19 protein-coding genes are annotated in these 19,960 nt (G+C 72.3%); 8 read left to right on the top strand and 11 right to left on the bottom strand.

The window, feature by feature from the left end:
• Positions 1–11: 11 nt before the first annotated feature.
• The 4 genes from sucB to OG861_RS22315 all read left to right on the top strand — a co-directional run bounded on the left by sucB (position 12) and on the right by OG861_RS22315 (position 6,223).
• Positions 12–1,793, top strand: a complete 1,782-nt coding sequence (sucB, locus tag OG861_RS22330; RefSeq protein WP_329194707.1) for a 2-oxoglutarate dehydrogenase, E2 component, dihydrolipoamide succinyltransferase — start codon at positions 12–14, stop codon at positions 1,791–1,793.
• A gap of 222 nt (positions 1,794–2,015) precedes the next feature.
• Positions 2,016–2,639, top strand: coding sequence for a GntR family transcriptional regulator (locus OG861_RS22325; protein WP_190182736.1), 624 nt, complete (start codon positions 2,016–2,018; stop codon positions 2,637–2,639).
• A 220-nt stretch (positions 2,640–2,859) separates the two neighbouring features.
• On the top strand, positions 2,860–5,541 hold the full coding sequence (gene aceE / locus OG861_RS22320; protein WP_329194708.1) for a pyruvate dehydrogenase (acetyl-transferring), homodimeric type: 2,682 nt from the start codon (positions 2,860–2,862) through the stop codon (positions 5,539–5,541).
• A gap of 163 nt (positions 5,542–5,704) precedes the next feature.
• Positions 5,705–6,223, top strand: a complete 519-nt coding sequence (locus tag OG861_RS22315) for a DUF4240 domain-containing protein (RefSeq protein WP_329202141.1) — start codon at positions 5,705–5,707, stop codon at positions 6,221–6,223.
• A gap of 17 nt (positions 6,224–6,240) precedes the next feature.
• On the opposite strand, the gene OG861_RS22310 is transcribed toward OG861_RS22315, so the two are convergent.
• Positions 6,241–7,011, bottom strand: a complete 771-nt coding sequence (locus tag OG861_RS22310) for an SDR family NAD(P)-dependent oxidoreductase (RefSeq protein ID WP_329194709.1) — start codon at positions 7,009–7,011, stop codon at positions 6,241–6,243.
• An 86-nt stretch (positions 7,012–7,097) separates the two neighbouring features.
• Between OG861_RS22310 and OG861_RS22305 the strand changes: the two genes are divergently transcribed.
• Positions 7,098–7,751 (top strand): TetR/AcrR family transcriptional regulator, encoded by a 654-nt coding sequence (locus OG861_RS22305; protein ID WP_329194710.1) that lies wholly within the window; start codon positions 7,098–7,100, stop codon positions 7,749–7,751.
• 90 nt (positions 7,752–7,841) lie between these two features.
• Here OG861_RS22305 and glnA read toward each other — a convergent pair whose 3' ends face one another.
• Entirely contained in the window at positions 7,842–9,251 is a 1,410-nt protein-coding gene (gene glnA / locus OG861_RS22300; RefSeq protein ID WP_329194712.1) for a type I glutamate--ammonia ligase, read from the bottom strand.
• A gap of 185 nt (positions 9,252–9,436) precedes the next feature.
• Between glnA and OG861_RS22295 the strand changes: the two genes are divergently transcribed.
• Entirely contained in the window at positions 9,437–9,904 is a 468-nt protein-coding gene (locus OG861_RS22295; protein ID WP_329194714.1) for an RDD family protein, read from the top strand.
• 98 nt (positions 9,905–10,002) lie between these two features.
• On the opposite strand, the gene OG861_RS22290 is transcribed toward OG861_RS22295, so the two are convergent.
• The 5 genes from OG861_RS22290 to OG861_RS22270 all read right to left on the bottom strand — a co-directional run bounded on the left by OG861_RS22290 (position 10,003) and on the right by OG861_RS22270 (position 13,351).
• On the bottom strand, positions 10,003–10,701 hold the full coding sequence (locus OG861_RS22290; RefSeq protein WP_329194716.1) for a DUF4191 domain-containing protein: 699 nt from the start codon (positions 10,699–10,701) through the stop codon (positions 10,003–10,005).
• Between the two features lie 10 nt (positions 10,702–10,711).
• Complete coding sequence (locus OG861_RS22285; RefSeq protein WP_136215599.1) at positions 10,712–10,909, bottom strand: SCO2195 family GlnR-regulated protein; 198 nt, start codon at positions 10,907–10,909, stop codon at positions 10,712–10,714.
• Between the two features lie 258 nt (positions 10,910–11,167).
• On the bottom strand, positions 11,168–12,115 hold the full coding sequence (gene lipA, locus OG861_RS22280) for a lipoyl synthase (RefSeq protein ID WP_329194718.1): 948 nt from the start codon (positions 12,113–12,115) through the stop codon (positions 11,168–11,170).
• Between the two features lie 108 nt (positions 12,116–12,223).
• Positions 12,224–13,021 carry a lipoyl(octanoyl) transferase LipB gene (gene lipB, locus OG861_RS22275; RefSeq protein ID WP_329194720.1) on the bottom strand — a complete coding sequence of 266 codons (798 nt, stop codon included), beginning with the start codon at positions 13,019–13,021 and terminating at the stop codon, positions 12,224–12,226.
• A gap of 75 nt (positions 13,022–13,096) precedes the next feature.
• Positions 13,097–13,351: a hypothetical protein gene (locus tag OG861_RS22270; protein WP_329194721.1), complete on the bottom strand. Its 255-nt coding sequence runs from the start codon at positions 13,349–13,351 to the stop codon at positions 13,097–13,099.
• A 370-nt stretch (positions 13,352–13,721) separates the two neighbouring features.
• Here OG861_RS22270 and OG861_RS22265 point away from each other — a divergent pair, with 370 nt between their 5' ends.
• On the top strand, positions 13,722–15,161 hold the full coding sequence (locus tag OG861_RS22265; RefSeq protein ID WP_329194722.1) for a regulator: 1,440 nt from the start codon (positions 13,722–13,724) through the stop codon (positions 15,159–15,161).
• A gap of 62 nt (positions 15,162–15,223) precedes the next feature.
• Here the strand turns inward: OG861_RS22265 and OG861_RS22260 are convergent, their stop codons facing one another.
• The 3 genes from OG861_RS22260 to OG861_RS22250 form a co-directional block, all read right to left on the bottom strand.
• Complete coding sequence (locus OG861_RS22260) at positions 15,224–16,489, bottom strand: FAD-dependent oxidoreductase (RefSeq protein WP_329194724.1); 1,266 nt, start codon at positions 16,487–16,489, stop codon at positions 15,224–15,226.
• Positions 16,490–16,692: 203 nt separating this feature from the next.
• Complete coding sequence (locus tag OG861_RS22255) at positions 16,693–17,592, bottom strand: TIGR01777 family oxidoreductase (RefSeq protein WP_329194726.1); 900 nt, start codon at positions 17,590–17,592, stop codon at positions 16,693–16,695.
• A 42-nt stretch (positions 17,593–17,634) separates the two neighbouring features.
• Positions 17,635–18,336: a VIT1/CCC1 transporter family protein gene (locus OG861_RS22250; protein ID WP_329194728.1), complete on the bottom strand. Its 702-nt coding sequence runs from the start codon at positions 18,334–18,336 to the stop codon at positions 17,635–17,637.
• Between the two features lie 79 nt (positions 18,337–18,415).
• On the opposite strand from OG861_RS22250, the gene OG861_RS22245 reads away from it, so the two are divergent.
• A complete protein-coding gene (locus OG861_RS22245) occupies positions 18,416–19,510 on the top strand; it encodes a PP2C family protein-serine/threonine phosphatase (RefSeq protein ID WP_329194730.1) in 1,095 nt (364 codons plus the stop codon).
• Between the two features lie 122 nt (positions 19,511–19,632).
• Here OG861_RS22245 and OG861_RS22240 read toward each other — a convergent pair whose 3' ends face one another.
• Positions 19,633–19,887 carry a hypothetical protein gene (locus OG861_RS22240; protein WP_136215518.1) on the bottom strand — a complete coding sequence of 85 codons (255 nt, stop codon included), beginning with the start codon at positions 19,885–19,887 and terminating at the stop codon, positions 19,633–19,635.
• Positions 19,888–19,960: the final 73 nt, after the last annotated feature.

The raw sequence follows: 19,960 nt of genomic DNA, 5'->3' as shown, positions 1-19,960 counted from the left end.
CAACTGAAACCATGCCGGTTTCCGTAACCCTTCCGGCGCTCGGAGAGAGCGTGTCCGAGGGCACTGTCACCCGTTGGCTCAAGGCCGAGGGCGAGCGCGTCGAGGCCGACGAGCCGCTGCTCGAAGTCTCGACCGACAAGGTCGACACCGAGATCCCGTCCCCCGTCGCCGGCATCCTGGCCTCCATCAAGGTCGCCGAGGACGAGACCGTCGAGGTCGGCGCCGAGCTGGCCGTCATCGACGACGGCTCGGGCGCGCCGGCCGAGGCTGCCGCTCCGGCCGCCGAGACCGCCGCCCCGGCCGCCGAGGCCGCCGCTCCGGCGCCGGAGGCCCCGCAGGCCGCCCCGTCGACCGAGGTCGAGACCCCGGCTCCGGCCCCGACGGCCGAGGCGGCCGCCGGTGGCGGTTCCGCCGAGGGCACCGATGTCGTGCTGCCCGCGCTGGGCGAGTCCGTCACCGAGGGCACCGTCACCCGCTGGCTCAAGCAGGTCGGCGAGTCCGTCGAGGCCGACGAGCCGCTGCTCGAGGTCTCCACGGACAAGGTCGACACCGAGATCCCCGCGCCGGTCTCCGGCACCCTGCTGGAGATCCTGGTCGGCGAGGACGAGACCGCCGAGGTCGGCGCGCGTCTGGCCGTCATCGGCGTCGCCGGTGCCGCCCCGGCCGCTGCCCCGGCTCCGGCCGCTCCGGCCCCGGCCGCTGCACCGGCTCCGGCCGCTGCTCCGGCGCCCGCCCCGGCCCCCGTGGCCGCACCGGCTCCGGCTGCCCCGGCTCCGGCTGCCCCGGCTCCGGTCGCCGCTCCGGCTCCGGCTCCGGCTCCGGTCGCCACCCCCGCCCCCGCCGCCCCGGCCCAGGCCGGTGACGAGGGCGCGTACGTGACCCCGCTGGTGCGCAAGCTCGCTTCGGAGTCCGGCGTCAACCTGTCCACGGTCTCGGGCACCGGTGTCGGTGGCCGCATCCGCAAGCAGGACGTCCTGGCCGCCGCCGAGGCCGCCAAGGCCGCCGCCGCCCCGGCCCCGGTTGCCGCCGCTGCCGCCCCGGCCGCCACCCAGGCCCCGGCCGCGGTGTCGGAGCTGCGCGGTCAGACGGTCAAGATGACCCGCATGCGCAAGGTCATCGGCGACAACATGATGAAGGCCCTGCACTCGCAGGCGCAGCTCAGCTCCGTGGTCGAGGTGGACGTCACCAAGATCATGAAGCTGCGGGAGAAGGCCAAGGCCTCCTTCCAGGCCCGTGAGGGCGTCAAGCTCTCGCCGATGCCGTTCTTCGTCAAGGCCGCCGCCCAGGCGCTCAAGGCCCACGCGGTCGTCAACGCCCGGATCAACGACGACGAGGGCACCATCACCTACTTCGACTCGGAGAACATCGGCATCGCCGTGGACTCCGAGAAGGGCCTGATGACCCCGGTCATCAAGGGTGCCGGTGACCTCAACCTGGCGGGCATCTCCAAGGCGACCGCCGACCTGGCCGCCAAGGTCCGCGGCAACAAGATCACGCCGGACGAGCTGTCGGGCGCGACCTTCACCATCAGCAACACCGGCTCGCGCGGTGCGCTGTTCGACACGGTCATCGTGCCGCCGAACCAGGTCGCCATCCTGGGCATCGGTGCCACCGTCAAGCGTCCGATGGTCATCGAGACCCCCGAGGGCACCGTCGTCGGCGTCCGCGACATGACGTACCTGACCCTGTCCTACGACCACCGCCTGGTGGACGGCGCGGACGCGGCCCGGTACCTGTCGGCCGTCAAGGCCATCCTCGAGGCCGGCGAGTTCGAGGTCGAGCTCGGCCTGTAGGGCCGGCCGCGGCGGTAGCCGCACAGCTGTCGCGCACGGCGCCCCCGTCCGGAACCTTCCGGGCGGGGGCGCCGTCGTCGGTGCGGGCGCCGCCCGTGCCCCGTGCCCGCGCTGTAACCAGCCTCACCCCGGGTCCCTGACCAGGAACGCTTCGCGTCGGCCGACACGGCCGTATTGTCTACGCATCAGCCCCGCGCGCCCCCAGGAGATGAAGCGCCGATGATCACCCCACCCGTCGTGCACTCGCTGCGCGAGCAGATCCGCGAGCACATCGTGGAGGGGATCGTCAGCGGCCGCTGGAAGCCCGGCGAGCGGATCGTCGAGCGGCGGATCGCCGTCGAGCTGGAGGTCAGCCAGACGCCCGTCCGCGAGGCCCTGCGCGAGCTGGAGACGCTGCGGCTGATCGAGTCGGCGCCGAACAAGGGCGTCCGCGTGCGCAACCTCTCCGCCGCCGACCTGGAGGAGATCTATCCGGTCCGGGCCGGCCTGGAGCAGATCGCGGCCGAGCTGGCGGCGCCGCGGCTGGCGGCGGACTGCACGGCGCTGGAGCCGCACGTGGCGGCCCTGTGGGAGGCGGACCGGGCCGAGGACGGAACGGCGCAGGTGCGGCACACGGTGGGCTTCCACCGCGAGCTGGTGCGGGCCGCCGGCAACAGCGTGCTGCTGCACACCTGGGAGAGCCTGGGCATCGAGGTCTTCACGGCCCTGTCCATCCGGTGGCTGGGTACGGTGCAGAAGTCGTACGCGGAGGAGCACGCGGCCCTCGTGGAGGCCTTCCGCAATCAGGATCCGGACATCGGCGTCCTGGTGAAGCGGCACGTCCTGGGGTGCGCGCCGCGAGCCTGACGGGTCGGCTTGTCCGGTTTTGCCCGGCACCGGGTGCCCATTTTCATGGCACCCGGTGCCGACTTTCGCCGGATCGACATTTCTTCGCCACTTTCGTTTGATCGATCATCGATCAGCGATTTACAGTCATCGCGGACCCCACCCGGGTCCGCCGACCCTGTCCTGCCCGTCAGGGATTTTCTTCACCACCTCTCCTTTGTCCGGAAGGCGGCGCACACCGATGTCCGACCCCGTAGGAAAGCTTCCGAGCGAGCTCGACCAGCTCCCGGACCGCGACACCGAGGAGACCGCCGAATGGGCGGCCTCCCTCGACGCCGTCGCCAAGGCCGCCGGTACGCGCCGCGCCGAATACCTGCTCCGCCGCACCCTCCAGCACGCCGAGGCCGCCGGCCTCGCCCTGCCGAAGCTGCTGGAGACGGACTACGTCAACACCATCCCCACCTCCGCGGAGCCCGAGTTCCCCGGTGACATGGAGATGGAAGCCAAGATCACCGCCTGGAACCGCTGGAACGCGGCCGCCATGGTGACCCGCGGCTCCAAGTACGGCGTCGGCGGCCACATCGCCACCTTCGCCTCGGCGGCCTGGCTCTACGAGACCGGCTTCCAGCACTTCTTCCGCGGGAAGGAGGCCGACGGATCGGGCGACCAGCTCTACATCCAGGGCCACGCCTCCCCCGGCATCTACGCCCGCGCCTTCCTCGACGGACGGGTCTCCGAGCAGCAGCTCGACAACTTCCGCCAGGAGTCCGGCGGCAACGGCCTGCCGTCCTACCCGCACCCGCGGCGCCTGCCCTGGCTGTGGGAGTTCCCGACGGTGTCCATGGGCCTCGGCCCGCTCTCCGCGATCTACCAGGCGCGCTTCAACCGCTACCTGCAGAACCGCAGCATCAAGGACACCGCCAACTCGCACGTCTGGGCCTTCCTCGGCGACGGCGAGATGGACGAGCCCGAGTCGACCGCCGCCCTGGCCCTGGCCTCCCGCGAGCAGCTCGACAACCTGACCTTCGTCATCAACTGCAACCTGCAGCGCCTCGACGGTCCGGTCCGCGCCAACTTCCGCGTCGTCCAGGAGCTGGAGGCCCAGTTCCGCGGCGCCGGCTGGAACGTCATCAAGTCCCTGTGGGGCTCCGCCTGGGACGAGCTCTTCCAGCTCGACACCACGGGCGCCCTGGTACGCCGCCTGCGCGAGGTACCGGACGCGCAGTTCCAGACGTACGCGACCCGCGACGTGGCCTACATCCGCCAGCACTTCTTCGGCGCCAACGCCGAGCTCGTGCAGCTGGCGGCCGTACTGACCGACGCGAAGATCGCCGAGTGCTTCCACAGCTCCCGCGGCGGCCACGAGCCCCGCAAGGTGTACGCCGCGTACAAGGCCGCCCTGGAGCACAAGGGCGCGCCGACCGTCATCCTCGCGCAGACCGTCAAGGGCTACACGCTGGGCGCCGGGTTCGAGTCGAAGAACGCGAACCACCAGATGAAGAAGCTGACGATCGACGAGTTCAAGGACATGCGAGACCTCCTCGGCCTCCCGATCCCCGACAGCGCCTTCGCCGACGGCCAGGTCCCGTACGGGCACCCGGGCGCGGACAGCCCCGAGGTCCGCTACCTGAACGAGCGCCGCGCGGCCCTCGGCGGCCCGGCCCCCGCCCGCAAGGTCCACCACGTGGCCCTGCCCGCCCCGGCCGAGCGCTCCTTCGCCCCGCTGCTCAAGGGCTCCGGCAAGCAGGAGATGGCCACCACCATGGCCTTCGTCCGGCTCGTCAAGGACCTGATGCGGGACAAGGAGACCGGCAAGCGCTGGGTGCCGATCGTCCCCGACGAGGCCCGCACCTTCGGTATGGAGTCCCTCTTCCCGTCGGCCGGCATCTACTCGCCGCTGGGCCAGACGTACGAGCCGGTCGACCGCGACCAGCTCATGTACTACAAGGAAGCCAAGGACGGCCAGATCCTCAACGAGGGGATCACCGAGGCCGGCGCCATGGCCGACTTCATCGCCGCCTGCACGTCGTACGCGACGCACGGCGAGCCGATGATCCCGTTCTACATCTTCTACTCGATGTTCGGCTGGCAGCGCACCGCCGACCAGATGTGGCAGCTCGCCGACCAGCTCGGCAAGGGCTTCATCGTCGGCGCCACCGCCGGGCGCACCACGCTGACCGGTGAGGGCCTCCAGCACGCGGACGGCCACTCGCACCTGATCGCGTCCACGAACCCGGCGTCGCTGAACTACGACCCGGCCTTCGCGTACGAGATCGCGGTGATCGTCAAGGACGGTCTGCGCCGCATGTACGGCGAGAAGCCGGAAGACGTCTTCTACTACCTGACGGTCTACAACGAGCCGAAGGTCCAGCCGGCCATGCCGGAGGGCGTCGAAGAGGGCATCCTCAAGGGCCTGTACCGCTTCAACACGGCCTCTTCGCTGGAGTCCGCCCCGGCGGCCGACGCCCCGAAGATCCAGCTGATGGCCTCGGGTACGGCGATCCACTGGGCCCTGGAGGCGCAGCAGCTGCTCGCCGCCGACTGGAACGTGGCCGCCGACGTCTGGTCCGCCACCTCCTGGGGCGAGCTGCGGCGCGACGCGCTGGAGTGCGACGAGGCGCTGCTGCGGGGCGAGATGCGCACTCCGTACGTCACCCGCGCGCTGGAGGGCGTCACCAGCCCGGTGCTGGCCGTCTCCGACTGGATGCGCCAGGTCCCGGACCAGATCAGCCAGTGGGTCGAGCAGGACTGGACCTCGCTGGGTACGGACGGCTTCGGCCTGTCCGACACCCGCGAGGGCGCCCGCCGCCACTTCGGTGTCGACGCGCAGTCGATCGTGGTGGCCGCACTGGCCCAGCTCGCCCGCCGCGGCGAGGTCCCGGCGTCCTCCATCAAGGAGGCCCGGGAGCGCTACGGCCTGTAGGCCCCGCGCGCCACGCCGGTGAGGCGGTCCGCCCCGTGGGGGGAGCGGACCGCCTCACGCCTTTTCCGTGGCCGGTTCTTGCGGCCACGCGAGGGGCGTTGACCGGCCTTTGGCCGTATGAGCGGTGGCGGCGCGGGGGTCGACCCGTGATGCTTGAGCCGTGATGGACGAGACGGAGTTCTGGGAGATCGTCGACAGTACCCGCGAGGCCGCCGAGGGCGACCCCGAGGAGCACGCCGAGCTGCTCGTGGAGCGCCTCGCGCAACTCGACCCGGACTCCGTGCTCGATTTCGCCCGGCACTTCGAGTCCCGGTACAACCGGGCGTACACCTGGGACCTGTGGGGCGCGGCCTGGGTGCTGCTCGACGGGGCCAGCGACGACGCGTTCGACTACTTCCGCTGCTGGCTGATCGGCCAGGGGCGGGAGGTCTTCGAGGGCGCGGTGCACGACCCGGACTCGCTGGCGGAGCTGCTGGGCGACTTCGACGAGGAGATCGACGGGGACGGCGAGGAGCTCGGGTACGCGGCCGACGAGGCGTACGAGCAGCTGACGGGCGCGGTGGCGCCGGACCTGGGCGTCGCGCTGCAACCGGCCGAGCCGGAGGGCGCGCCGCTGGACTTCGAGAACGAGGCCGTGCTCGCGGAGCGCTTCCCCCGGCTGTGGGACCGGTTCAGGGGCTGACGGACGGGGCTGACGGCCTAGTAGTGGGTGCCGCCGTCGATACGGATCTCCGTACCCGTGATGAAGGCGCCGTCCTGGGAACCCAGCATCGCGACGACGCCGGCCACGGTCTGCGGGCCGGCGAAGCCCTGGCCGAGGGCCGGGGCGAGCTTGGTGAACAGGCTCCAGTCGGTGTCCTCGGGCAGGCCGGGGCCGGTGCCGGTGGTCATGCCGCTCTCGATGGAGCCGGGGGCGACGGAGACGAAGCGCAGGCCCTGCTTGCTGTACTCGGCGGCGAGGGCGTGGGTCATGGACTGGATGCCGCCCTTGCTGGCCGCGTAGGCGGACATGTAGGGGTGCGCGAAGGACGCCGAGGTCGAGCTGAAGTTGACGACGACCGGCTGGTCGCCCTCCAGCAGGGCCGGGAGGGACTCGCGGATCATCAGGAAGGTGCCGGTCAGGTTGACCGCGATGACCTTGTTCCAGAAGTCGAGGGTGGTCTGGTGGGTGTGCGCGGAGCGCAGGATGCCCGCCGCGTTGACCAGGACGTCCAGCCCGCCCAGCGCGCCGACGCCGGCGGTGACACCCGTCCTGACCGACTGCTCGTCGGATATGTCCAGTACGGCGGTGGTCAGGCGGTCCGCGTGCCCGTCGGCGGCCGCCTGCTCTGCGGTGACCTTGAGGCCGGCTTCGTTGACGTCCACGGTGTGGACGCGGCCGCCCTCGGCGAGGATGCGGTGGACGGTGGCCCGGCCGATGCCGGAGCCGCCGCCGGTGATGAGGACACGACGTCCTTCGTAACGGTTCATGGGAGGCAGCGTACTCCTGCCATGACACGTTTTGCCAGACTGTCAAAATGCGTAACCCGCTCGCACCCGGGCGGTAGGCTGCACTCGTGAGATCCCCTCGTCCGTACTCCCCCCAGGCCGGCCCCGCAGCGCAGTCGCTGACCGAGCGCCGGAAGGCGGCCACCCAGCTCGACATCGCCCGCGCCGCCTGCGAACTGTTCGCCGAGCACGGCCCGGACGGCACCACCGCCGAGGACATCGCCCACCGGGCCGGTGTGGCCCTGCGCACCTTCTACCGCTACTTCCGCAACAAGCAGGAGGCCGTGGCCCCGCTGCTCGCGGGCGGCGGCGACGCCTGGCGCGCCCTCCTCGCCGAGGAGGACCCCGGCACCCCCCTCGCCGAGGCCCTGGACCGCGCGGTGACCCGCTCGCTCAGCGACCTGCAGTCCATCGAGGAGGGCCTGGAGGTCACCCGCGGCCTGCTCCGCGCGGCGGCGACCGACGAGGCCCTGCGCGCCGTCTGGTACCGCGTGAACCAGGACTCCGAGGAACGCCTGCTCCCGGTCGTCTCCCGGCTCGCCGGCCCGGACGCCGACCCCGTGGAGATCCGCCTGCTGGCCGCCGCCGCGACCGACTCCATCCGGATCGCCCTGGAACTCTGGTCGGCGACCGACGCCCCCACCTCCGGCCCCGGCTCCCCCGCCGAACTCGCCGTCCGCTGCCTCCACGCCCTCACCGGTGCCATGCCCCTCCTGCGCTGATCCCCCGCCGCGCGGGCCCGGCCCGGGAACGGCGAAGCCCCGCCCCTCTCCGGAGAGAGTGGCGGGGCTTCGCTGCGCTCGCGCTGCTTCTTAGATGTCGAAGTACATCTCGAACTCGTGCGGGTGCGGACGCAGGGCGATCGGGGCGATCTCGTGCGTGCGCTTGTAGTCGATCCAGGTCTCGATCAGGTCGGGGGTGAAGACACCGCCGGCCAGGAGGTACTCGTGGTCCTCTTCCAGGGCCTTGAGGACCGCGTCCAGGCTGGTCGGGACCTGCGGGACGCTCGCGTGCTCGTCCGGGGAGAGCTCGTAGAGGTCCTTGTCGATCGGCTCCATCGGCTCGATCTTGTTCTTGACGCCGTCGAGGCCGGCCAGCAGCAAGGCCGCGAACGCCAGGTACGGGTTCGAGGACGGGTCCGGGGCGCGGAACTCGACGCGCTTGGCCTTCGGGTTCGAGCCGGTGATCGGGATGCGCATGGCCGCGGAGCGGTTGCGCTGCGAGTACACCATGTTGACCGGGGCCTCGAAGCCGGGCACCAGGCGGTGGTAGGAGTTCACCGTCGGGTTGGTGAACGCCAGCAGCGACGGGGCGTGCTTGAGGATGCCGCCGATGTAGTAGCGGGCGGTGTCCGACAGGCCCGCGTAGCCGGCCTCGTCGTAGAACAGCGGCTCGCCGCCGTTCCACAGTGACTGGTGGACGTGCATGCCCGAACCGTTGTCACCGAAGATCGGCTTCGGCATGAAGGTCGCGGTCTTGCCGTTGCGCCAGGCGACGTTCTTCACGATGTACTTGAAGAGCATCAGGTCGTCGGCCGCGGCCAGCAGCGTGTTGAACTTGTAGTTGATCTCGGCCTGGCCACCGGTGCCGACCTCGTGGTGCTGACGCTCGACCTGGAGGCCCTGGGCGTCGAGCTCCAGGGAGATCTCGGCGCGCAGGTCCGCGAAGTGGTCGACCGGGGCGACCGGGAAGTAGCCGCCCTTGTAGCGGACCTTGTAACCGCGGTTGTTCTCCTCGGAGCCGGTGTTCCAGGCGCCGGCCTCGGAGTCGATGTGGTAGAACGACTCGTTCGCGGTGGTGGCGAAGCGGACGCTGTCGAAGACGTAGAACTCCGCCTCGGGCCCGAAGTACGCGGTGTCGGCGATGCCGGTGGAGGCGAGGTACGCCTCGGCCTTCTTCGCGATGTTGCGCGGGTCGCGGCTGTAGGCCTCACCCGTGATCGGGTCGTGGATGAAGAAGTTGATGTTGAGCGTCTTGTCCTTGCGGAACGGGTCCAGACGCGCGGTGCTGATGTCGGCACGCAGGGCCATGTCGGACTCGTGGATGGCCTGGAAGCCGCGGATCGAGGAGCCGTCGAAGGCGAGCTCCTCCGCCGGGTCGAACGCCCGCGCCGGAATGGTGAAGTGCTGCATCACACCAGGCAGGTCGCAGAAGCGGACGTCGACGAACTTGACGTCGTTCTCCTCGATGTACTGCTTCACTTCGTCGGCGTTCTGGAACATCCAACTCCTCCTACTCCCGGCCCCGGGGCAGGGACGGGCTTTATAGCTCGTGGCGCGTCAGTGCGGTGCCGCACGCTGACCCGACCATAAGCACACGGGATTTCTCAAGCATGACCCATTTGTTTCGCACAAGTTAACCAGGGCCCCGTCCAGGTCGCATGGAGCGCCACCGGTACCGTGGTCGAGTGGACAACAGGCAAGCAATCGGATCCTGGCTCTCCGGCCCCCGCGCGGCCGCCGAGGAGATGGGCGTCGACTTCGGCTACCGCGGCCAGCGCCTCGGCCTGCCCCGGTCGGGGCCCGGCTCGGTGGCCCGTTTCGGACGCCGGCTCGGCGCCGTGGCCATCGACTGGGTCGGCTGCCAGCTGATCGCCTACGGGCTGATCACCCACGGCGACATGGCCGCCACCCGCAACTGGACCCTCGCCCTCTTCGTGACCCTGTCGTTCCTGACGGTCGCCACCGTGGGCTTCACCCCCGGCAAGCGGATCCTCGGCCTCCGGGTGACCGCGGAGGACGGCGGCCGCCTCGGCGTCCTGCGCGTCCTGCTCCGCACGGTCCTGCTGGCCCTCGTCATCCCGGCCCTGGTCTGGGACCGCGACGGCCGGGGCCTCCACGACCGCCTCTCCCGCGCCGTCCAGGTGCGCATGTAAGCGGATCGCATACGAAGCGGCGCCGGAACGACAGTGGGGCGCCCCCCGAACCGACCGGTTCGGGGGGCGCCCCACTTCGCGTGCGGGAAGGACCGCGCTCAGCGCATCTTTCCGCCGCGCGGCATGCGCATGCCCTTGGGCATGGGGCCCTTCGGCACCGGCATGTTGCTCATCAGGTCGCCCATGGCCCGCAGGCGGTCGTTGACCTGGGTGATCTGCGGGCCGGTCAGGACGCGCGGGAGCTTGAGCAGCGTCGTACGGACCTTCTTGAGCGGCACCTCGCCCTCACCGGTACCGACGATGAAGTCGTGGACCGGGACGTCGGGCAGGATCCGGGCCATCTTCCTCCGCTCGGCCGCGAGCAGGCTCTTGACCCGGTTCGGGTTGCCCTCGGCGATCAGCACCACACCGGCCTTGCCGACGGCCCGGTGGACGATGTCCTGGCTGCGGTTCATCGCGACGGCCGGGGTGGTCGTCCAGCCCCGTCCCACGTTGTCCAGTACGGCCGCGGCCGCGCCCGGCTGTCCCTCCATCTGCCCGAAGGCAGCCCGCTCGGCCCGTCGCCCGAAGACGATCGCCATCGCGAGGAACGCCACCAGGAAGCCCAGGATGCCCAGGTAGACCGGGTGGTCGATCAGGAAGCCGATCGCGAGAAAGACACCGAAGGTGACGATTCCCACGCCCGCGACGATCAGACCGACCTTCGGGTCGGCCTTGCGCGTCATCTTGTACGTCAGGGCGATCTGCTTCAGTCGCCCGGGGTTCGCAGCAGTCTCTGCGTTTGACTTCCTCGCCATAAGGCGAAGTTTACGTGGCCTGCGGGGTCCGGGTCGCCGCGGCCTCCAGTACGTGCTCGGTCTCGACGCGGTCCTTGGCCCTGCGGCGGTCTTCGAGGACGGCGGTCCACGCGTTGCGGCGGGCGCCGCTCATCAGCAGCGACTCGATGCCGCGGAAGGCGTCGGAGAAGGTCGGGATGGCGATGGCGCGTACGGGCGCGGCCTGCATGATGTCGATCCCTTTCACGGTGCTCACAGTGCTCACGGGACGGTGCTCACGGGTGGAGACGGCGTGCGTAGGTGTGTGCGGTGCGTGGACCAAGCGTCACTGAACGGTGTTACCAGGGCATGACCGGCCGGTCAAATGTGACCGACACGTTGTACAAGCCGACGCGGCCCGCCGGGCTCTGCTGAAGAGCCTAGGGGCCGCGCCACTGCGGGGTTACCGGTTGGTAGCTATTTGTGCGGGACTTCACACGGTCGGCCGTCAGGCGTTCGCACGCTTCTGCATCGCCTGGCCGTAGAGGCGTCCTGCCCTGTACGACGACCTGACCAGCGGGCCGGACATCACGCCGGAGAAGCCGATCTCCTCGGCCTCCTTCGCCAGCTCCACGAACTCCGCCGGCTTCACCCAGCGCTCGACGGGGTGGTGGCGCGGCGACGGCCGCAGGTACTGGGTGATGGTGATGAGCTCGCAGCCCGCCTCGTGGAGGTCCTTGAGCGCCTGCGTGACTTCCTCGCGCTCCTCGCCCATGCCCAGGATCAGGTTCGACTTGGTGACCAGGCCGTAGGCGCGCGCCTGGGTGATCACGTCGAGCGAGCGCTCGTAGCGGAAGCCCGGGCGGATCCGCTTGAAGATCCGCGGCACCGTCTCGACGTTGTGCGCGAAGACCTCGGGGCGGGAGGCGAAGACCTCCTCGAGCAGCTCCGGCACCGCGTTGAAGTCGGGGGCCAGCAGCTCGACCTTGGTGTGGCCGCCCTCGCGGCCCGCCGTCTGCTCGTGGATCTGGCGCACGGTCTCGGCGTACAGCCACGCGCCGCCGTCGGCCAGGTCGTCGCGGGCGACGCCGGTGATCGTGGCGTAGTTCAGGTCCATCGTGACGACGGACTCGCCGACGCGGCGCGGCTCGTCGCGATCGAGGGCCTCGGGCTTGCCGGTGTCGATCTGGCAGAAGTCACAGCGCCGGGTGCACTGGTCGCCACCGATGAGGAAGGTGGCCTCGCGGTCCTCCCAGCATTCGTAGATGTTGGGACAGCCGGCTTCCTGGCAGACCGTGTGCAGTCCTTCGCCCTTCACCAGGGCCTGCATCTTGGTGTACTCGGGACCCATCTTCGCCCGGGTCTTGATCCACTCGGGCTTGCGCTCGATGGGGGTCTGGCTGTTACGGACCTCCAGGCGCAGCATCTTGCGTCCGTCGGGTGCGACTGCGGACACGACCGGCTCCCTGTGACTTCGATTCTTCGGCGCCCACCAGGGTACGCCCGTAATTTCGTACGCTCTTACGTCCGGCAACCCGGGGGCCGCCCGACCCATTCCCGAGCGTCAGCCGGCGGCCGTCTCTCGCTCCCTGGGCTTGAGCTCCGCCTGCTCCAGTACGTCCTTGAGGTGGCGTTCCACGACCGGGAGCACCTCGGTGACGGCGATCTCCCGGCCCAGTTCGTACGAGAGCGAGGTCACACCGGCGTCCCTGATTCCGCAGGGGATGATCCGGTCGAACCAGGTGCTGTCCGGGTTCACGTTGAGTGCGAAGCCGTGCATGGTGACGCCCTTGGCGACCCGGATGCCGATGGCCGCGAGCTTGCGGTCCTCACGCCGCTGGCCGGCGTTGGAGGGGGCGTACTCGGGGCCGTTCAGCCGCGGGTCGAACTCCTCGTCGTGCAGGCGCGGGTCGAAGTCGAGGGAGAGGCCGCCGATCTTCGGGCGCTGCTCGACGGGGTCGCCGAGCACCCACACGCCGCTGCGGCCTTCCACCCGGGTGGTCTCCAGGCCGAAGTCGGCGGCGGTACGGATCAGCGCGTCCTCCAGGCGGCGGACGTGGGCCACGACGTCGACCGGCCGGGGCAGCTTCATGATCGGGTAGCCGACCAGCTGGCCCGGGCCGTGCCAGGTGATCTTCCCGCCGCGGTCCACGTCGACCACGGGCGTGCCGTCCAGGGGCCGCTCGCCCTCGTCGGTGCGCCGGCCGGCGGTGTAGACGGGCCGGTGTTCCAGCAGCAGGCAGGTGTCGTCGATCTCGTCCGCGAAGCGGGCGGCGTGGACGCGGCGCTGCTCTTCCCAGGCCTCGGTGTACTCGACGTAGTCCGGCCCGAAGCCCAGATGGACAAACCGAAGGTCAGTCACCGCAGCGCCTCCTCGTTGAACCTGCTGTGTGCACGTATCGCACCAGCAAGAGTACGGCGGTCCCGGCGCGGCCCCTCAGGGCCCCGGCTTCGGCCGCCGCCTGCTCTTGGGCGGCCGGTCCGGGTCCTCGTCGGCGCGCGGCAGCCGCCGGTGCCCCTCGGAGTGGTCGTTGACCCAGCCGCACACCCCGCAGGCGTACCGCCCGTCGAGTCCGGCGATGTACGTACCGCACCGCCGGCACTCGGCCTCGGTCAGCTCGGGCGCGGGCAGCGGGGCGGCGGATTCTGCGCAGTCTCCGCGGAACGGCGCCCCGGTGGTACGGCGGGTCATGTCCGGCAGCCTATGCGGGCGCAGTGGTCCGATCCGTAAAGGGTCGTCCCGTTCGTACACACGAAGGGGTGGACGGGGCCCTGACCTGCACGCGAAACCGCGACGGGATGCTAAAGCCGGCGCACGCACCCGTGGGCCGCCGCGCGGCGCACGGCGACGCCTCGGCGACCGGGGCCGACACCGGCTGTCAGGTCATATGGGCTGCTTGGATACCTCCTGGTCACGTGGGTTTGTCCACCCCCGGGATCGTTCTGCACACGATCGGATGACTGTGGGACAGAGCGGGCGGTACGGGCGGAGTTCGCCGCTACATTCACGCCGTTCACAGGGCCGGTGACTCCGGTCCGTCACGTCAGGAACCGTGGAGCCGATGACGGAACGACCTGCCCAGCGTGTCCCCAACCGGCAGCTCGCGGCGCTGATCGCCGAAGCCGGGTTCTCCAACGCCGGGCTCGCCCGCCGCGTCGACCAGCTAGGCCTGGAGCACGGTCTCGACCTGCGGTACGACAAGACCTCCGTGACCCGCTGGCTGCGCGGGCAGCAGCCACGCGGTACCACCCCGGCGCTGATCGCGGAGGTCTTCACCCGGCGCCTGGGGCGGCGGCTGTCGGCGCAGGACCTGGGGCTGGACGCGTGCGCACCCGTCTACGCGGGGCTGGAGTTCGCCGCCACCCCCGAGGAGGCCGTGGACATCGCGAGCGGGCTGTGGCGCAAGGACTCCGGGTCCCACGCCGAACTCCGCAAGATCGCCTTCACCCCGGCCGGGCTGGTCGTCCCCAGCCGGGACTGGCTGATCGGCCGCGCCGACGAGCGGGTCGGGCGGGGCGCGGAGGCCGCCGCCGCCCGCGTCCCGATGCAGGGCCGTACGTCGGTGCCCCGGCAGCGGCAGATCGACCGCGGTCCCGGGCAGCGGGTGACGGGTGGTGACATCGCGGCGCTGCGGTCGGTGAGCGAGCTGTTCCGGGCCCTGGACCACGCCTACGGCGGCGGGCACGCCCGCCAGGCCCTGGTGCGGTACCTGGAACACGAGGCCGAGCCGATGCTCCGCGGGACCTACGGGGAGACCACCGGGCGCCGGCTGTTCTCCGCCGCCGCCGACCTGACCCGGCTCGCGGGCTGGACCTCGTACGACATCGCCGCCCACGGTCTGGCCCAGCGGTACTTCGTGCAGGCACTGCGTCTCGCGCAGGCCGCCGGGGACCGGCCGTACGGGTCGTACGTGCTGGTCACCATGAGCCGGCAGGCGGTCTACCTGGGCCACGGCCGGGAGGCGGTGCAGCTGGCCCGGGTCGCCCAGCAGGGCGTGGGCTCGGGGGCGCCGCCGGTGGTGCAGGCGCTGCTGCACTCGGCGGAGGCGCGCGGGCACGCCGTACTGGGGGAGGTCCGCGCCTCGACGGCCTCACTGGTGCGGGCCGAGCGGGCGCTGGGCGCGGCCCGCCCGGGGGACGACGTGCCGCACTGGGCGCGGGACTACGACGAGGCGCAGCTCGCCGACGAGTTCGGGCACTGCCACCGGGACCTCCAGCAGTACCGGGCCTCGGCGCAGCACGCCGAGCGCTCGCTCCAGATGCGGGCTCCCGCGTACGCGCGTTCGCGGTTGTTCTGCCGGGTGGTGCTGGCCACGGCCCGGCTGGGGCTGGGGGAGCTGGACCAGGCGTGCGCGCTCGGCGCGGAGGCGGCGCAGCAGGCGATGGAGATGCGCTCGGTGCGCGCGGTGGAGTACGTCCGGGACTTCGAGCGGCGGCTGGAGCCGTACCGGGACGCCCCGGCGGTGCGGACCTACCGGGACCGGGTCGCGGCGATGGCGTGAGCCGCGGCCCGGCCGGGAGCCGGTGGTTCCCGGGCCGCCGCCCTCAGCGGGCGGCGGTGGTTTCAGGCCGCCACCCGCATCGGGCTCCTCCCGGTGGCGGCCGGCACCGGGATGCCGAAGTCGCGCAGGACGGCGGCCGCGGCGCGGCGGGCGGAGTGCAGGGCGCCCTGGACGGTGTTGGAGTCCCGGTGGTCCCCGCACACGTACAGCCCGGCCAGTACCCGCACCGGGCGCCGCATGTCGTACGGCGGCGGCATGGCGGGCACCGCCTCCGGGGTGTGGTGGACGGCGAGCAGCTCCCAGTCCCGGGTGGAGGTCTCGTAGAGCCGGGCCAGCCGGGAGGCGACCGTCCGCAGGGGCGGCGGCGGTCCGTGCACGGTGGTGGTGACCAGGCTGCGCCCGGCCGGGGCCCGCGTCGGGTCGACCGCGCTCATCACCGTGGTGTGGGCGACGGGCCACTTCGGGTCGGCGTCCAGGAGCAGCGAGCCGTCCCACGGCAGGACGGCGGCCGTCGCGTGGTGCAGGACGGTGACTTCGTGGAAGTCGGGCACGCGCAGTCCGGGCAGCAGCCCGGCGGCGGCCCGGGCACCGGTGGCGAGGACGGCGGAACGGCAGCCGAAGTCGCCGTGCCCGTCGGTGGTGACCAGGTTGGTCGCCACCGAGCGGACGCGGACCCCGGTGCGCACGGTGCCGGGCGGCAGGCCGGCGGCGAGCAGGGCGGGCAGGGAAGCCGCGCCGCCCTCGGGGACGGCCAGCCGGCCCCGGGCGAACCCGCGCAGGGCGAGGTCGGCGACACGGCTGGAGGTGGTGAGCTCCGGGTCGCGCAGCAAGGTGGCCAGGAGCGGGCGCAGTACGCCGCTCAGGGTGCGCGGGGGCAGGCCGCGCGAGGTGAGGGCGGCGAGGGCGGTGCGCTCCGGCCGGGCGAGCAGGCGTTCCTCGGGCTGGGCGGCGAGCCGGGCGAGGGCGGCGCTGAGCCGGGCCTGGTCGAGGGAGCCGCTGGCCAGGGCGCGGGCAGGGGTGAGGGCGCCGGCGCGCTGTTGCCTTCCGTCGGCGCCGTGGACCAGGACGCCGGGCGCGAAGGTGCGCAGGGTGAGGGCCTCCAGGCCCGGGGTGCGGGCGGGTTCGGTGTACGAGGTGTTCAGGAGCTGACCGACCCGGTCGAGCCGGAATCCGTCGGCCGACTCGGTGGCCATGCGGCCGCCGGGGTCGTCGGCGGACTCCAGCACGGTGACGGTGACCCCCTGGGCGATCAGGTGGTGTGCGGCCGCGAGTCCTGAGACTCCGGCTCCTACGATGACGACGTCCGCATGGTGTGCGCTGCTGAGCACGTGCCCCTCCCCGAGGTCGGCGCGGCTGTGTGGGGTCCTCCTTCCCCACTCGGGCTACGGCAGAACCCAAGTCCTGTGGGGTATTGCGCACAACTCCGGTCGCATGACGGTCGCATGTGGGTCACGAACGGTCGCACATGGGCGGCCGGCGCTCCCCCGGACCGCCGGGACGGCACCGTCGGGCAAGATCCGGAAGAAGCGGTTCAGTCCTGCCCGGCCAGGGCCGCGCGGATCGAGGCGTCGATGCCCGGGTGGCGGAAGACGAAGCCGGACTCCAGCAGCCGGGTGGGGCGCACCCGCTGACTGCCCAGCACGTCCTGGGCGAACTCCCCGAGGACCACGCGCATCACCGGGGCCGGGACGGCGAACACCGCCGGTCGGCGCAGGACGCGGCCCATGGCGGCGGTGACCTCACGGTTCGTCAGCGGCTCGGGGGCGGTGAGGTTGACGGGACCGGTGAGGTCCGGGGTGTCGATGAGGTGGCGCAGGGCGGCGACCTCGTCGTGCATCGAGATGTGCGACCAGTACTGGCGGCCGTTGCCGAGCCGGCCGCCGAGTCCGGCCCGGAAGACCGGGAAGAGCTTGCCCCACGCCCCGCCCTGTGCGGAGACCACGAGGCCGGTACGGGCGAACACGGTCCGGATCCCGGCGGCCCGGGCGGGCGCGGCGGCGGCCTCCCACTCCACGCACACCGAGGGCAGGAACCCCTCTCCGGCCGGGGCGTCCTCGTCGACGGTGCGGTCGGCGGTGTCGCCGTAGTAGCCGACGGCGCTCCCGCTGACGAGCACCGCGGGGGGCCGCTCCAACTCCGCGACGGCCCGGGCGATCGTGGCGGTGCCGAGCACGCGGCTGTCGCGGATCTCCCGCTTGTACGCCGCCGTCCACCGGCGGTCTCCGACGCCGGCGCCGGCCAGGTGCACCACGGCCTCGCAGCCGGTGAGCCCGGCCGGGTCCACGTACCCCCGGGCGGGGTCCCACAAGGCCTCCCCGTCCCCCGCGGGGGCGCGGCGCACGAGGCGCACGACCTCGTGGCCATCGGCCCGGAGGTCCCGCACGAGGGCACTGCCGATGAGCCCGCTTGATCCGGTGACGGCGATTCGCATGGGCCCAGTGTGCGGGACCCGTCGGCGGGCGGACGCGGCGCGTCAGGCCGTGTCGCCCAGGAGGGTCCCCACCGCGTAGGTGACGGCCATGGCCAGGGCGCCGCCGAGGACGTTGCGGAGCATGGCGCGGCCCGGTGGGGCGCCGCCCAGGCGGGCGCCGACGGCTCCGCACAGCGTCAGCGCCGTCAGTACGGCCGCCACCGTGACCGGCACCCGCGCCGAAGACCCCGGCAGGACGATCGCGAGCAGCGGCAGCACCGCCCCCGCCGTGAAGGCGATCAGACTGGCCCACGCCGCGTGCCAGGGGTTCACCAGCTCGTCCGGGTCGATCCCCAGCTCCACCCGCGCGTGCGCCCGCAGCGCGTCCCGCTCCGTCAGCTGCTCGGCCGCCTCCCGGGCCAGCTCCCGGCTCAGCCCCCGCCCGGCGAGCAGCTCGGTCAGTTCCTCCAGCTCGGCGTCCGGTTCCTGCGCCAGTTCCCGCCGCTCCACCTCCAGCGCGGCCCGCTCGGAGTCCCGCTGGGAGCTGACCGACACGTACTCCCCCGCCGCCATCGACAGGGACCCGGCCAGCAGCCCGGCCACCCCCGCCGCCAGGATCGTCTCCCGCGCGGTCGTCGCCCCGGCCACCCCCACCACCAGGCCCGCCGTGGAGGTGATCCCGTCGTTGGCGCCCAGCACCCCCGCCCGCAGCCAGTTCAGCCGGGTGCTGATCGCCCCGCTGCGCGTGTCCGCCGCATCCGCCACGGGGCCACTGTGCGGTGTCGGCGCGTTCGGGGCCACCCGGCGTGCGGGGGGCGGTCGCCGGAGCCAGGGTGGAGGGGTGATGCACGGACGCGAGGAGCCCGGCTGGCTGCGGGGTGCGCCGCCACCGCGCTGGGCCCGGGCCGCGCCCCTGGTGGCCCTGGTGGTGCTGACCTGCGTCCAGTGGCTGACCCCCCACGTCGCCGAGCTCGGCTACTTCCTTGCCGCGCTGCCGGCCGTGGCGGCCTTCTCGTACGGGGCCACCGGGACGGCCGCCTTCGCGGTCGTGGTGCTGGTGCTGCTCGGCTTCCCCCAGCTGGGCGTCGGGCACGCCCGCGGGGCCGACCTGGCCACCGTGGCCACCGTCGGCCTGCTCAGCGTGGTCATCGCCTGGGTCCGGCGGCGGCGGGACGCCCAGCTGGTCAGCGTCCGTACCGTCGCCGAGGCGGCGCAACTGGCGCTGCTGCCCCCCGTGCCGGAGCGCGTGGGCCGGGTGCGCTGTGACGGCCTCTACCGGGCGGCCCAGCGCGGCACGCTGGTCGGCGGCGACCTGTTCGACGTACGGGCCGGGCCCTACGGGGTGCGGGCGTTGGTGGGCGACGTCCAGGGCCACGGGCTGGCCGCGGTCGGGACCGTCGCCGCGCTGCTGGGCGCCTTCCGGGAGGCGGTGCTGGACGACCCCGGCCTGGAGGCGGTCGCGGCCAGGCTGGACCGGCGGCTGGTGCAGGACGCCTCGAACGGCGGCGAGGAGCACCCGGAACTGTTCACGACGGCCGTACTGCTGGAGTTCCCGCCGGAACGGGACGTGGTGCGGATCGTCTCCTGCGGGCACCCGCCGGTGCTGCTGCTCCGGGACTTCGTGGCCAGCGAGCTGGCCGCGGAACCCGGCCCTCCGCTGGGACTGGGCCTCGCGGGCCCGGCGCCCACAGGGCTGACGGAGGTCCCGCTGCTGCCGGGCGACCGGCTGCTCGTGCACACCGACGGGGTGACGGAGGCGCGGGACGCCGCCGGGCACTTCTACCCGCTGGCCCAGCGGGTCCCGGTACTGGTGAAGGATCCGGAGGGGCTGCCGCGCGCGGTGTGGCGGGACCTGCTGGCCTTCACGGAGGGCGGGCCGCGCGATGACGTGGCCGTGCTGGTGCTGTCGGCGGCGGGGGCCGGTGCGCCACCGGACTAGGCCGTCCCTTCCGGATCTTGCCCGATCCGCGTCCGGGTCCTGACTGCCCCGCGCCACCGGAGCCCGGCCGGCCGGCCCCGCCGCTCACGCGCCCGGCCGCCCGGCCGTCAGCCTCCCGCTCGTCAGCCGCCGTCGCGGATGAAGGAGCGCACCATCCGGCAGGTGGTGTTGGACGGGCGGTGGATGCCCACCCGGACCGCCATGGTCCGTATCTTGCGGTTGGTGGCGCGCTTGGCGTCGTACGTCCCCGTGTCGAGCAGGGATATGGCCAGCCGCATCGCCTTGAGACGGCGGTTGTGGCTCTCGTACCACTCGCGCGGCAGCCCGGCCGGCAGTGGCTTCTTCTTGGGCATCGAAATGATCGCGGCAGCGGCCATCTACAGCCTCCCAAACGGTAGTTGGCTTCCTGTCGTGCTCCCTCGATTTTACTGGGGCCCACTGACAATCGCC

The organism is Streptomyces sp. NBC_00539 (assembly GCF_036346105.1).
GTDB lineage: Bacteria > Actinomycetota > Actinomycetes > Streptomycetales > Streptomycetaceae > Streptomyces.
Note: the sequence above shows the minus strand (reverse complement) of the source record. Positions and strands in the feature narration are given on the sequence as shown.